We start from the raw sequence: 13,026 nt of genomic DNA, 5'->3' as shown, positions 1-13,026 counted from the left end.
CTATTTGCCCAAAAGTCGCGTAGAGTTTGTCACTACAATGATACTGCTTAATGACATTCCAACAACCGCCATCCACGGTGAAAGTAGGCCTGATACAGCGAAGGGTAAGATCAACACATTGTAACCTAACGACCAACCAATATTTTGTCTTATTTTTTGTTTCACTTGGTGCGAGGTTTTTATTAACTCCGGCACAGAAAGTAGCTGGTCGCCTAGCAAAATCACGTCGGCAGCAGTCTTCGCAACATCTGTGGCATTACCTACTGCTATCGCTACATCGGCACTGGCAAGCACTGGCGCATCATTAATGCCATCACCCATCATCATTACCTTGGAGCCTGTTTGCTGCATAGCTTGAACCGCTTCGTATTTCTGCTCTGGTGTAAGTCCACCTTTAGCGGTTGAAATTGGTAAAGGCTCGGTAAGGGAATCAACGTTTTGCTGTGTATCGCCGCTTAATACAGCGAGGGTATGACTTTTTGCCAATATATCGAGGGTTTCTTGGGTATCGTCACGCAGAGAGTCACGAACTTCAAACGCTGCCATGATACGCCCTTTTACAGTAAGAAACACATTGGCCGTGGGACAACCCTCAATAAATGATTGCTGTGACTCATGAACACTGAATGCTGCAGAGCCCATGGAAAATAGCGTATCGTTAATTTCACCGCTAATTCCGCCGCCTGGTGTGACTGTAAAATTAGACACTTTGTGTAGGGTGTTGCCGCTAGACGTTTTACCACCGTTAAAGGCCTTGATATCGCTAAAGGCTTTCTCGTCGCTAAAGGCTTTAGCAATAGGGTGCTCAGAGCGAGATTCAAGTGCGCGGGCGATTGATAGCGCGCTTTGGCTGTCTACGCCGTCAGCATACCAGGCGTTTGATATAGTGAACTTTCCTTGTGTCAGCGTACCGGTTTTGTCGAGTGCGATAGTGTCAATGCCAGAGATTTGCTCAAGAGCATCGGCACGCTTTAGCAAAATACCCTGTTTGTTTAATTTCGCCATAGCGCAGGTTAACGCTGATGGTGTAGCCAAACCTAATGCACAAGGACAGGTTGCAACCAGTACCGAAATGGTTATCCAAAATGCATTATCACTACCGTTATAGGCCCAGAAGGTGTAGGTTAACGCTGAAATCAGCAGTACCGCAGTTACAAAATATCTAGAGAAATTATCGGCTATCTGTGCGGCCTTGGGCTTGCTCGCCATCGCACTTGCTTGAAGCCTTACAATTTGATTTACCAGTGCATTTTTGAGAGTTTGCGTAACCGTAATGGTCAAGCTACCATCTTGGCAGACTGTACCACCGTAAACAGGGCTTTTACTTGTTTTGCGTACAGGATTAAATTCACCGGTAAGCATAGACTCATCAACCGCCGCGTTTCCTTCTGTAACCAAGCCGTCAATGGGAATAGTTTCACCAGGCTTAACCAATACTACATCGTCTACTTTTAGCTGTTTTGCTAAGCATTCAGCAATATTTCCATCTGGCATCAATTTAGTCGCTGAAACAGGAACGTACTGCATCATATTGGCAGAAATCTGAGCGGCGCGATGACGACTGCGATGTTCTAAGAATCGGCTAAGTAATAGCAGGAAAATGAACATACAAATGGATTCGAAATACACTTCGCCTTGCTCCAACATGGTAGAGCGAATACCGGCGATATAGGTGCCAAAGATAGCCAGTGTAACGGGGACATCCATATTAACTGTTCGTGCGCTCAGCGCTTTAGCTGCACCAACGTAGAATGTGCTACCAGAATACAGCACAACCGGGGTGGTTAGTGTAAGGGCAACCCAGTAAAAGTACTGTCGAGTTTCTAATTCGATAGCGCCAAACCAGTCAAAGTAAAGCCCTGTCATCAGCATCATAACCTGCATAGTCATAATACCTGCTAGGCCAAGCTTTTTTAGAAAGGTCTTTTGTTCGCGTTTATAACTGGCTTCGTGTGCGTCGGGGTGAAATGGTGACCCAACATAACCAATGCGTTTTAGCGTAGATAGAATTTGGCTAAGCTTAATTTGAAACGGTGACCAAGTGACTAAAGCACGGCGCTCTTGTACATTCACCGCGACTTGCTTTATTCCTTCTACTTTCGACAACTGCTTTTCGATAAGCCAGCCACAGGCAGCGCATGTAATTCCTTCAAGGGTCAGCTGAATTTGCTTATCTTGGCCTTCTTCAAAAACGAACTCTTCTTGAAGGGAAGGGTCGTCATAGACTTTTAGCTTATCTAACGTTTCTAAAATACCGTCGTCAGATTTTTGCGCCGGTTCGGTTCTAAACTGGTAATAGTCTTCAAGGCCGTTGTTAACGATCGCTTCAGCTACCGCTAAGCAGCCAGGGCAACACATGTCTCGTTGTTGCCCTAAAATGACAGTAGTAAATTTCCCATTGTCTGGACTCGCTATAGGCAAGCCGCAATGGTAACAGTCGTGCTTTGTCATTATGGATTGAATTTCATTTTGCCAGTGTGGGGCAGATAGACCGTGTTTTGAATTTTCCAGCTATCATCAATCGGCGTCAGCGATATGCGCCATTTTCCGTCAAGGTTTTCTTCAATAAAGCCGCGATAAATACCGTTAGCGTCGCGACTCAATAAAACGCTAACATCGCGCTCTTCTAGCGTTACGTGATAGAAACTTAATTTAACCGCGTTACCTTCTTGAGGAATCCCCGAATGAAACTGCAGCGCTATGCTTCCATCTTCAATGGTTAAATCAGTGGTGATATTCATGCGGCGGGCTATGGCTTCTTTGTCTAAACGCGCATTAATTGCTTTCCCTTCTTTGTAGTAGTCGTCTACTACAAGGCTATCTTCGGTAGAGATAGCAAGGTTTAGCAATATCCCACCCATAATCAGGGTAATGATGGGAACGGCGATTAAAAACCAGGGCCAGAATTCTTTATACCAGGGTCTATTCATCAAAATCTTTTCTCGTATTTACTTCACTAACAACATATTTATTTTTACTGTCCCAACTACACGTTAAGCCGGGAAATAATGATAAATATAGTGTTTGCGAGACATACTAAATGTATACAAAGGTTGTTCATACAGCACTCTCTATATGGCTGTATTTTCTCATAAAAAAAGCCCCGTAGTAACGAGGCTTTTTAAGATATTTAATGATTTAAATCATTAATCATTTGAAAGGCTGTATACATACGCTGCAACAACGTGAATTTTGTCATCACCCAAGGTTTTCTTGAATGAAGGCATGACACCGTTACGACCGTAAGTAAGCGTTTCTGTTACCGCTCTGTGGCTGCCGCCGTATAGCCAGATATTGTCAGTAAGGTTTGGTGCACCAAGTGCTTGGTTACCTTTACCGTCCATGCCGTGACACGCAGCACACGCTGCGAAACGTGCTTTACCTGCTTCAGCAAGCTGAGGGTCCACATCGCGACCGCTTAAACTAAGTACGTAGTTAACCACTTCTTCGATACCGTCTTCACCCATAGCATCTAGCCATGCTGGCATAGCGGCTTTACGACCAAGCGTAAGAGTTTCAACGATTTTCGCACCTGAACCACCGTACAACCAGTCGTTGTCCGTTAGGTTAGGGAAGCCGCCATTTTGACCACGTGCATCAGAACCGTGACACTGAGAGCAATTTTGTAGGAACAAACGCTGACCTACTTTATTTGCTTCTGGGTCTTTAGCCAGTTCTTCAACAGGAACTTGTGCATACGCTTCGAAGATCGGATCGAACTTCTCGGCAGCAAAATCTAGTTCACGATCATATTCTACTAGGTAGCCTTGCTCTTTAGCGTCAATACGCGCCTGAGCTGACTCTTCTAGCGATTGAATATTTTGGTTAGAGCTCTTCCAACCCAAAATACCTTCATACGCACCTAGGCCAGGATAAAGCGCTAGGTATAAAAAGCCCCAAACGATGGTCATGTAGAACATAATTGTCCACCAACGAGGAAGTTGGTTGTTCAACTCCTCAATACCATCAAATTCGTGGCCCATTGACTCACCTTCAGCGACGCCAGTCTTGTTAGAAAGGCACCAGCGAAGAAGGAAGTAGCAACCAATGATTAACCCTAGGGTTATCACTGAAATCCAAATTGTCCAAAACATACTCATGAGTTCGAGACTCCTGCTAATCTTCTTTTGATTTTTCTTTTTCTTCGTCTGCAAACACTAGGTTTGCAGCTTCATCGAATTTTTTCTTGTTGCGGCTGCTAAACGCCCACCACACAACACCGATGAAGCTTACAAAGACGATGACAGTAAAAATGCTGCCTACAATTCCCTGGTCCATATTATTTCAAATGTGTGCCAAGAGATTGTAGATAAGCAATAAGGGCTTGCATTTCCGTTTTACCCTGTACTGCCGCTTTCGCACCCGCAATATCTTCGTCGGTATACGGAACGCCAAATCCACGGAACACTTCCATTTTTTCAGCTGTTAATTCGCCATTAAGCGTGTTTTCCGCAAGCCAAGGGAAACCTGGCATGTTCGACTCTGGTACCACGTTACGAGGATTAAGCAGGTGAACTCGGTGCCATTCGTCGCTGTAACGACCACCAACACGTGCTAGGTCAGGACCAGTACGCTTAGAACCCCAAAGGAAAGGGTGTTCCCATACTGATTCGCCAGCAACGCTGTAGTGACCATAACGCTCTGTTTCAGCGCGGAATGGACGGATCATCTGGCTGTGACAACCTACACAACCTTCACGGATGTAGATATCACGGCCTTCAAGCTCAAGCGCGGTATATGGACGTAAGCCTGTTACCGGTTCCATGGTTTGCTGTTGAAACATCAACGGCGTAATTTGAACCATGGCACCGAAGCTGATAGCGATAAGGATTAATACCGTTAACAGACCGACGTTCTTTTCAATTAACTCATGTGCGTTTTTCATTATTCGTCTCCTTTACTACGCCGGCTGAGTCGCTGGGTCTGCAGCGATACTGCCTTTAGGTGCACGAACGGTTTTCCATGTGTTGTATGCCATAACAAGCATACCCGCTACCACGAAACAACCACCAATGAAACGAACCACATAGAAAGGCTTAGACGCTTCTAATGACTCAACAAAGCTATAGGTTAACGTACCGTCAGCATTTACCGCACGCCACATTAGACCTTGTAGTACACCAGACATCCACATTGCTACGATGTATAGAACAACACCGATAGTTGCGAACCAGAAGTGTACGTTAACTAGCTTGGTGCTATACATAGCGCGCTGACCGAATAGCACTGGAATTAAGTGGTAAATTGAACCAATTGAAACCATTGCAACCCAACCTAGAGCTCCAGAGTGTACGTGACCAATTGTCCAGTCAGTGTAGTGAGACAGTGCATTAACGGTCTTGATTGCCATCATTGGGCCTTCGAAGGTAGACATACCGTAGAAAGACAATGAAACAATAAGGAAACGCAATACTGGGTCGGTGCGAAGTTTATGCCACGCGCCAGATAGCGTCATAATACCGTTAATCATACCACCCCAAGATGGAACGAATAGGATAATAGACATCACCATACCTAGTGACTGAGTCCAGTCTGGTAGGGCAGTGTAGTGAAGGTGGTGAGGACCAGCCCAGATATACAGAGAGATAAGTGCCCAGAAGTGAACAATTGAAAGTCTGTATGAATAAACCGGGCGACCAGCTTGCTTAGGTACGAAGTAGTACATCATACCAAGGAAGCCCGCAGTTAGGAAAAAGCCTACCGCGTTATGGCCGTACCACCACTGCATCATAGCGTCTACCGCGCCTGCATACAGTGAATACGATTTAGTGAAAGATACCGGAATAGCCATGCTGTTACCAATATGAAGAATTGCAACAGTTAACATGAACGCGCCTAAGAACCAGTTTGCAACGTAAATGTGCGAAACTTTACGGATTACTAGGGTTCCGAAGAAGTTAATGATATAAGCGACCCAAACCAGTGCCAAAAGGATATCAATTGGCCATTCTAGTTCAGCGTATTCTTTTGAGCTGGTTAAACCCATAGGCAGGGTGATAACAGCTAAAACGATAACGGCTTGCCAACCCCAAAAGGTAAATGCGGCAAGTTTGTCACTGAACAGTCTTACCTGGCAGGTACGCTGAACGATGTAGTACGACGTTGCAAATAGCGCACAGCCGCCGAAGGCAAAAATAACGGCGTTAGTGTGCAACGGACGCAAACGTGAGAATGTTAGCCATGGTGTGTCAAAGTTAAGCATAGGTGCAAATAACTGCGCGGCAATAAATACCCCTAGGCCCATACCAATGATACCCCAGACTATGGTCATGATGGTAAATTGCCTAACTACTTTATAATTGTAGTCAGGTTGTGCTTGGCTTATTTCACTCATTTTAATGAATCTTCCACTTCAAATGAACTATGGTCTCCAACTGCCGGAATAGTACGGTCGAGACGTGTATCAGCTAAGGAATAACGCTTCACACCGAGCTCGGAAAGAGTAATAATTATTGTCTCCAAGCCAGTTGGTACGCGGATGATAAGGTTTTTAATTACAAAAAGATACCATAAACTACCTAAGCTTGATCTCCGTCAATGAAGAAATACACAAAATTTAAGAAATGCTAAATAACGATAACAATAAACGATCAAAAATTTTACATTCTCAGCTTCCGCTAGTGGCCATTATCGTCGTAGCCGTATGCGTGTACCTTGCTCATAAATTCCAATCATCGACATTAAAAGATACAAATGTAGTTAATGGAATAGGAAATAGCTGCAACTTTGTCAATGAAACTTGCGAATTCTTAATTGATGACAGATTAGCAATTGCCACTTTTTCAGCCATGCCTGAAGCCGAAGAGTCAGTAACGGTTAAGCTCTTAGTTCCTGAGGGAGAGGAAATAGAAAGTGCATGGATTGAAGGGGTAAACATGTATATGGGCAAAATTCCCGTGCTGTTAGATAACGACGGGGAAGGAAAATGGTCAGGTTGGTTTATGTTAGGAAGCTGTAGTGAGCCGGTTATGAAATGGCAGCTACGTCTAAATATTAAAGATAAAGAAAGTCCCAGTTATTTGTATTTTATTACGCAGCAGTAACTGTTTAAAATGTAATAAGACTCTCTTTAATGAAGGGAGAGTAAACAAAAAAGGCCGCTCTTTTAAAGTGCGGCCTTTTAATCATAAGCTGTAAACTGTAGCGTAAACGCTTTTTCTTACATTTGAGATTGAAGGTAGTTTTGAATACCAAGTCGCTTGATAAGACCTAGCTGCTGCTCTAGCCAGTGTGCGTGATCCATCTCTGTATCGTCTAGTAGTACAATTAGCATGTCACGAGTAACATAGTCTTTCTCGGTTTCACAAAGCGCAATAACTTCACGTAACTTTGCATCAACTTCATATTCAACACGCAAATCGCTTTCTAGCATCTCAGGTACATCTTTACCCACTTTGAAGCCTGTACGCTTCGTCATGTCAGGCGTACCTTCTAAAAACAGCATGCGTTCAATAAGCTTAGTTGCATGTCCACGCTCATCATCAAATTCGTGGTCGATACGTTCGTATAGCTTGTTCAACCCCCAATCTAGATACATTTGAGAGTGAATGAAATACTGATCCATGGCAGCTAACTCATAAGAGAGTAGTTCGTTTAAGCCATTAATGATTGCTTGGTTACCTTTCATTAGTCATCTCCCATTACTTGCGCTTGTAGGTAGTTTTCTATACCCATCGCATCAATTTGGTATTCTTGCGTTTCAATCCAGTCTAGGTGCTCTTCTTCGTATTCAAGGAGATCTTCTAGCAAATCACGAGACACATAATCCTGTTTCTCTTCACACAGCGCGATTGCTTCACGAAGTAGTGGAAGCTGTTCCTTTTGAAAACGCGCATCACACGACAGCATTTCAACGGTATCCTCGCCGATGTAAAGCTTACCTAGTGCTTGAAGATTAGGAAGGCCCTCAAGGAATAATATGCGCTCGATAAGATCGTCCGCTTGCTTCATGTCCTTGATAGACTTTTTATAATTCTTTTCGTTAAGTTCAGAAAAACCCCAGTTTTTGAACATACGAGCGTGCAGAAAGTATTGATTTATCGAAGTAAGTTCACTTGTCAGTACTTCGTTCAATTTTGCAACAACTTGTTTATCACCTTGCATTGTGTAAACCCTATTAACGTATTTGCGTGAAGTTTAGTCTAAATTTGACAGCATGTCAAAAAAAGTCTTTGTAAAACAGTTGTTTACAAACGATAACGTTTCTCAATTCATCCATTGTTCGCATTTAGAACAGCATTACTGTTGTGCATGCGCATAAGCAAGACTTTCTTCAGCAAAACCAAGCCCTGCTTCGGTAAAGAAGTTGAAGACTTTATCTACACCATTTTCTAATAAATGTGACACTTCATCCTCATAGCGTGCAATGGCTGCGACTTTTCCAACATAGCCCGCGTTTTTAAGCTGACGTGTGATGTTTATTGAGTCCTGGATAGAAGGCAGAGCAAGCAAAACAAGCTGAATCTGTTTGATATCTAAATTATCCCACAAATCGACGTCTTCACCGTCGCCGCATATTACATTTAAGCCTTCGTCTGATAACTCTTTTACTTTTACTCGGTCGGCGTCCATTCCCCATACGCTCACATCACTTAATTTAGATAGCGCATTGAAGGCCCCCCGACCAACACGTCCCATCCCTAACACTAAAAATTCCGCGTTGTGTAGAGTGGGATAGATGTCTTCTTTCAAGCGTTCGTTTTTCTCAAAACGTTTAATGGTGTGTTTATGATTGTGATATTGAGAATGAGAATTGCGATAGAGCACGCTGGTAATAACGAATGAAATAGAGACGGCTAACGCAATGACCACTAACCAAGAGTTTGCCAATAAACCTAATGAAACGGCTAGCGCGCCAACAATAAGCCCAAATTCACTGTAATTTGAAAGCACCAAGCTGCTCAAGTAAGCCGTGCGACCGCGAAGGCGAAGTGACGTAAATAAGCAGAAAAAGAGTGCTGCTTTTAACGGTATAAATAAGCAGAACACGATAGCTAGGACAATCATACTGAGATCGGGAAGGGCGGTAAGACCGATGGTAAGGAAGAAACCAATGAGGAAAAGATCTTTAAAGCTAAGTAGTGACTTAGCAAGTTCAGACGCTTTCTCGTGTTGCGCTAGCATAATACCAAAGATGAGTGCACCTAAATCGCCTTTAATATTAACCAGCTCAAACAAATGATAACCACCGAGCGCGAGAATAAAACCGGTAAGCGGAAGCAATTCACCGTGGCCTGATTTATTAATCATTTTGTTGATAATAGGCATTGCAGGGAACAACGCAAGTAGCGCCAGTGCCCAAACCGAAGGAAGCTTTCCTGTAGCTGCTACAAGAAAGATGACAGCAAAAACGTCCTGCATGACTAAAATGCCAATAGCTAGGCGGCCGTGGCGCGTTTTACTTTCGCCACTTTCTTCTAATACTTTAACTACACACACTGTGCTACTGAAGCTAAGCGCAAAAGCGATAAGCGCAGCGCTTTTCCAAGTAAGTCCGTTAACGGAATTGGCGGCAACCGCACCTATTGCATAAACACAACAGGTAATAACGCCCACCCATATCAAGGTATGTGAAACACTTCCCGCCCAAACTTCCCGACGACTTAGATCACGGATGTTGAGTTTTAAACCAATGGTGAAGAGCATAATGGTAATGCCTAAGTTGGCTATTTGGGTTAAATCATCAGTGAGTGTGTAACCTGCAAAGTTTAATAAAAAACCTGCTACCAAATAGCCAACAAGAGGAGGAATGCCAATAAGTTTTACCGATAAGCCACATATAAATGCGAAAAGAAGAAATGCATACTCCATGAATTACCTTTCAAAATGTTGAACGTAAAATCCGTTACCCTTAACAGGTCACATTATCTATAACCCACTATTTACAAATAGTAGATAAACTCACTAATTTAATGCATGTAGACTAGCATGTAATGACTTGTTTTCGCAGCTAAAAAAGTATCGTATAGCATAGGTATCGTTACGCATAACCTATAACATCGGAGAACTGGCTGTAAAAATTTAAAAGTTAAAACAGTTGCTTACCTTTAAAGTGAATCTAGTTTTTGGTTTGCAGTGTATTGAACAGGGTTATAGGCATATTATCTAGCTTAAATATGGCCGAATTAAAGAAGGACTCTTAATGCGTTTAACTATTTTAACCATACTCACCTTACTGGTCGCTTTTAATGTGGTAATTGGCTTGCTATGGGCACCGGTGTGGTGGTTTTTACTTTTATCAGTTACGCTACTCATTTTTGGTCTATACGATGCCTTCCAAACCAAGCATGCTATTTTACGGAACTTTCCATTAATTGGCAGAGTGAGGTGGACCGTCGAGGGACTAAGACCCTACATCCAGCAATACATCATAGAAACCGATACTGGCGGAGCACCTATTTCCCGCATGTTTCGTTCGATTGTTTATCAACGTGCGAAAAACAGTAGAGAAACAGTCCCTTTCGGTACACAACTTGATACTTATAAAGATGGCTATGAGTGGATTGGCCATTCTTTATCTGCTCGCGAAGTGGAAGACATGGATGAAGATCCCCGAGTGACGGTAGGTGGTCCTCACTGCAAAAAGCCGTATCGTGCAAGCATACTTAACATAAGCGCAATGAGCTTTGGAAGCTTGTCAAAAAATGCCATTTTGGCGCTAAATAAAGGTGCCGCAAAAGGCGGGTTTTACCATAACACAGGTGAGGGGGGGTTAACCCCATATCACCTCGAAAACGGTGGCGATATCGTTTGGCAAATTGGTACGGGATACTTTGGTTGTAGAAGCAAAGATGGCGGTTTCGATCCTGTTCTTTTTGAAGAAAAAGCTAAACTCGACAACGTGAAAATGATAGAGATAAAGCTAAGCCAAGGAGCTAAGCCCGGGCACGGCGGTATTCTTCCAGCGTATAAAAACACGCCCGAAATAGCGGAAATTCGTGGCGTTGAGCCTGGCACTCAAGTTGATTCTCCACCTAGACACAAAGCTTTTTCAACGCCGTTAGAAATGATTGATTTTATAAGCCAGTTACGAGAATTAAGTGGGTCTAAACCGGTTGGAATTAAACTTGCTCTTGGCCGAAAAAGTGAGTTTATTGCTATGTGTAAGGCCATGGTTGAAAAGGAGATTACGCCAGACTTTATAACGGTTGATGGCGGCGAAGGCGGCACAGGAGCGGCACCACTCGAATACACCAATTCTATTGGATTTCCACTTCGTGAAGCACTAGCTTTTGTGGACGATTGCCTGACGGGTTTTGGCCTGCGCGACAAAATCAAAATAATTGCATCGGGTAAAATCATTACCGCTTTTCAGTTGGCTAAAAACCTGAGCTTGGGAGCAGATCTGTGCAACAGCGCTAGGGGAATGATGTTGGCACTTGGTTGTGTGCAATCGTTATCTTGTAATACAAATAAATGCCCCACCGGTGTGGCGACCCAAGACCCTAAGTTAGCAAAAGGTTTAAACGTAGAAGATAAGTATGAGCGAGTCTACCGTTTTCATAAAAAGACAATTCATGCGCTGATGGATATCCTCTCGTCAACGGGCCATATTAAAACGAGTGAATTAAATCGTACTCACATATTTAGACGGGTTGATCAATGTAACGTCGCCCGTTATGACGAAATATTCCCGCTGGTTAAAACGGGCAGCTTTCTCAATGATGAGGTGCCGGATAGATTTAAACTACATTTTAAAGAAGCGAACGCGCAGAGCTTCATGCCGTGTAGCTTGTTAGCTGAAATAGAAAAAGAAACAAAGGACGTATCTTAATGCACAACTAAGATTAAGCTAGAGGGAGTACGCCACTAAGCCATTCTACGGATAGTTAGCATATCGTAGGTAAGGCTTAGTGGCCAAGTTTAACTAGAAATTGCGATGCTACTCGTTAGACCTTTCTGGGATACGTAATTGATACAAGCGGTAGTCACTTGTTCTATAGGGTGTAACTTTATACTTGGGCTGTAGATATGCAACTAAATCGATAAGTTCAGATACCGTCAACTCGTCATTTACAACCCGCATTAATGAAACTCCATCTTCACTCGTAAAGCTTGCAGGCTGACGAGGCGTGAGCTTGTGTGAAGGGTTGATGATGCTAGTAACTAATTCCGCATATGTTTTGATTCGGCCGCTACTTCCACCAAGTGCAATTGGTTTTGCTACCAAATATTGAGCGTCTTCTGGCGCTTTTTCCCCGGCTATTCTATGACAGTCTTGGCACTGATACTTTTTAAATACCTGATAACCTTGCTCCATGTCACCCTCGGGTAGGCTAAAGCCGCGTGGCGACTTTGGCCCTTGTTCACAGGAAAAAAGTAAAAGCGTTGCTAAGAATATTATCGTTTTTTTCATATCATTTCCCCCACACGTTTAACGTTTGTAAAAAGCGATAAGCATGGGATTAAGTATGAACGAGTTTGAAGACTAAACATTGATTTGGCGCAAAGAACATATAGTTGTATGGTTCTACTATATTGGTGTATTGAATTCTGTAATGATCTTCATAAATAATGCTGAGGAGAGCGAAAGTGCAGAGCTATGAAACTGTCCTAGTACCCATCGACGTATATTCTGATCACGAACTTGTGGTAGAAAAAGCAATTACTATTGCAGGTAACAGCCATAAAATTCATTTATTATATGTTGCTTATCCACAAACTAACGTAGAGCCTTATGGGCTGTTTTTAGAAAGAGACTTTACCGAAGAGGTGAGAGAGCAAGCAGAGAGACAGTTAAAGGATGTTGCCGCGAAACACGATATACCTTACAGCCATATAAACGTAGAAATAGGCTCGCCAGCGGATGAAATTCATCACATGGCCGAAAAGATTAATGCGGACCTGATTGTGGTGGGTACCCATGGTCAAAGTGGGCTTCGTTTACTGCTAGGCTCAACAGCAAATGCGGTTTTGCATGGTGTGAAAACTGACGTACTAGCCGTAAAAGTGTAAATTAATGATAAGGTTGGTTACCTTTGAAACCCTTTAATAATCAAAATACATGGCGTCATTTAAATGTAATGA

Annotated in this window: 13 protein-coding genes; 3 read left to right on the top strand and 10 right to left on the bottom strand. The window is 43.1% G+C overall.

Annotated features, from left to right (window positions below; all coding sequences use genetic code 11):
- The 6 genes from ACYX4M_RS16935 to ccoN form a co-directional block, all read right to left on the bottom strand.
- Positions 1 to 2,451 (bottom strand): heavy metal translocating P-type ATPase, encoded by a 2,451-nt coding sequence (locus tag ACYX4M_RS16935; protein ID WP_476080994.1) that lies wholly within the window; start codon positions 2,449 to 2,451, stop codon positions 1 to 3.
- Positions 2,451 to 2,930, bottom strand: a complete 480-nt coding sequence (locus tag ACYX4M_RS16930; protein ID WP_476080993.1) for a FixH family protein — start codon at positions 2,928 to 2,930, stop codon at positions 2,451 to 2,453. The genes ACYX4M_RS16935 and ACYX4M_RS16930 overlap by 1 nt, the downstream gene beginning before the upstream one ends.
- A gap of 216 nt (positions 2,931 to 3,146) precedes the next feature.
- Positions 3,147 to 4,100, bottom strand: a complete 954-nt coding sequence (gene ccoP, locus ACYX4M_RS16925) for a cytochrome-c oxidase, cbb3-type subunit III (RefSeq protein ID WP_014949592.1) — start codon at positions 4,098 to 4,100, stop codon at positions 3,147 to 3,149.
- 16 nt (positions 4,101 to 4,116) lie between these two features.
- A complete protein-coding gene (locus ACYX4M_RS16920; protein WP_014949591.1) occupies positions 4,117 to 4,278 on the bottom strand; it encodes a cbb3-type cytochrome oxidase subunit 3 in 162 nt (53 codons plus the stop codon).
- A 1-nt stretch (position 4,279) separates the two neighbouring features.
- Complete coding sequence (ccoO, locus tag ACYX4M_RS16915; RefSeq protein WP_014949590.1) at positions 4,280 to 4,885, bottom strand: cytochrome-c oxidase, cbb3-type subunit II; 606 nt, start codon at positions 4,883 to 4,885, stop codon at positions 4,280 to 4,282.
- A 15-nt stretch (positions 4,886 to 4,900) separates the two neighbouring features.
- Entirely contained in the window at positions 4,901 to 6,334 is a 1,434-nt protein-coding gene (gene ccoN, locus ACYX4M_RS16910; protein WP_014949589.1) for a cytochrome-c oxidase, cbb3-type subunit I, read from the bottom strand.
- Between the two features lie 229 nt (positions 6,335 to 6,563).
- Between ccoN and ACYX4M_RS16905 the strand changes: the two genes are divergently transcribed.
- Positions 6,564 to 7,043: a hypothetical protein gene (locus ACYX4M_RS16905; protein ID WP_476080992.1), complete on the top strand. Its 480-nt coding sequence runs from the start codon at positions 6,564 to 6,566 to the stop codon at positions 7,041 to 7,043.
- Between the two features lie 116 nt (positions 7,044 to 7,159).
- Here the strand turns inward: ACYX4M_RS16905 and bfr (ACYX4M_RS16900) are convergent, their stop codons facing one another.
- The 3 genes from bfr (ACYX4M_RS16900) to ACYX4M_RS16890 all read right to left on the bottom strand — a co-directional run bounded on the left by bfr (ACYX4M_RS16900) (position 7,160) and on the right by ACYX4M_RS16890 (position 9,810).
- Positions 7,160 to 7,627: a bacterioferritin gene (gene bfr, locus ACYX4M_RS16900; RefSeq protein ID WP_014949587.1), complete on the bottom strand. Its 468-nt coding sequence runs from the start codon at positions 7,625 to 7,627 to the stop codon at positions 7,160 to 7,162.
- The gene (gene bfr, locus ACYX4M_RS16895; RefSeq protein WP_014949586.1) at positions 7,627 to 8,103 is read right to left on the bottom strand and encodes a bacterioferritin; all 477 of its coding nucleotides are present in this window, start codon (positions 8,101 to 8,103) and stop codon (positions 7,627 to 7,629) included. The genes bfr (ACYX4M_RS16900) and bfr (ACYX4M_RS16895) overlap by 1 nt, the downstream gene beginning before the upstream one ends.
- A gap of 135 nt (positions 8,104 to 8,238) precedes the next feature.
- Complete coding sequence (locus ACYX4M_RS16890) at positions 8,239 to 9,810, bottom strand: cation:proton antiporter domain-containing protein (protein WP_476080991.1); 1,572 nt, start codon at positions 9,808 to 9,810, stop codon at positions 8,239 to 8,241.
- A gap of 331 nt (positions 9,811 to 10,141) precedes the next feature.
- On the opposite strand from ACYX4M_RS16890, the gene ACYX4M_RS16885 reads away from it, so the two are divergent.
- A complete protein-coding gene (locus ACYX4M_RS16885) occupies positions 10,142 to 11,773 on the top strand; it encodes an FMN-binding glutamate synthase family protein (protein ID WP_476080990.1) in 1,632 nt (543 codons plus the stop codon).
- A 108-nt stretch (positions 11,774 to 11,881) separates the two neighbouring features.
- On the opposite strand, the gene ACYX4M_RS16880 is transcribed toward ACYX4M_RS16885, so the two are convergent.
- On the bottom strand, positions 11,882 to 12,355 hold the full coding sequence (locus tag ACYX4M_RS16880; protein WP_476080989.1) for a c-type cytochrome: 474 nt from the start codon (positions 12,353 to 12,355) through the stop codon (positions 11,882 to 11,884).
- 176 nt (positions 12,356 to 12,531) lie between these two features.
- On the opposite strand from ACYX4M_RS16880, the gene ACYX4M_RS16875 reads away from it, so the two are divergent.
- Positions 12,532 to 12,954, top strand: a complete 423-nt coding sequence (locus ACYX4M_RS16875; RefSeq protein ID WP_476080988.1) for a universal stress protein — start codon at positions 12,532 to 12,534, stop codon at positions 12,952 to 12,954.
- Positions 12,955 to 13,026 lie beyond the last annotated feature (72 nt).

The sequence above is a fragment of the Alteromonas sp. ABV4_150 genome (assembly GCF_056311745.1).
This window is presented reverse-complemented; position numbering and strand designations above follow the sequence as displayed.

What these genes read in the sequence shown, in the direction of transcription:
- ACYX4M_RS16920 (WP_014949591.1), bottom strand. Translation starts at nt 4,278, where the DNA reads ATGGACCAGGGAATTGTAGGCAGCATTTTTACTGTCATCGTCTTTGTA.
- bfr (WP_014949587.1), bottom strand. Translation starts at nt 7,627, where the DNA reads ATGAAAGGTAACCAAGCAATCATTAATGGCTTAAACGAACTACTCTCT.
- ACYX4M_RS16930 (WP_476080993.1), bottom strand. Translation starts at nt 2,930, where the DNA reads ATGAATAGACCCTGGTATAAAGAATTCTGGCCCTGGTTTTTAATCGCC.
- ccoN (WP_014949589.1), bottom strand. Translation starts at nt 6,334, where the DNA reads ATGAGTGAAATAAGCCAAGCACAACCTGACTACAATTATAAAGTAGTT.
- ccoP (WP_014949592.1), bottom strand. Translation starts at nt 4,100, where the DNA reads ATGAGTATGTTTTGGACAATTTGGATTTCAGTGATAACCCTAGGGTTA.
- ACYX4M_RS16905 (WP_476080992.1), top strand. Translation starts at nt 6,564, where the DNA reads ATGCTAAATAACGATAACAATAAACGATCAAAAATTTTACATTCTCAG.
- ACYX4M_RS16935 (WP_476080994.1), bottom strand. Translation starts at nt 2,451, where the DNA reads ATGACAAAGCACGACTGTTACCATTGCGGCTTGCCTATAGCGAGTCCA.
- bfr (WP_014949586.1), bottom strand. Translation starts at nt 8,103, where the DNA reads ATGCAAGGTGATAAACAAGTTGTTGCAAAATTGAACGAAGTACTGACA.
- ACYX4M_RS16890 (WP_476080991.1), bottom strand. Translation starts at nt 9,810, where the DNA reads ATGGAGTATGCATTTCTTCTTTTCGCATTTATATGTGGCTTATCGGTA.
- ACYX4M_RS16885 (WP_476080990.1), top strand. Translation starts at nt 10,142, where the DNA reads ATGCGTTTAACTATTTTAACCATACTCACCTTACTGGTCGCTTTTAAT.
- ACYX4M_RS16880 (WP_476080989.1), bottom strand. Translation starts at nt 12,355, where the DNA reads ATGAAAAAAACGATAATATTCTTAGCAACGCTTTTACTTTTTTCCTGT.
- ccoO (WP_014949590.1), bottom strand. Translation starts at nt 4,885, where the DNA reads ATGAAAAACGCACATGAGTTAATTGAAAAGAACGTCGGTCTGTTAACG.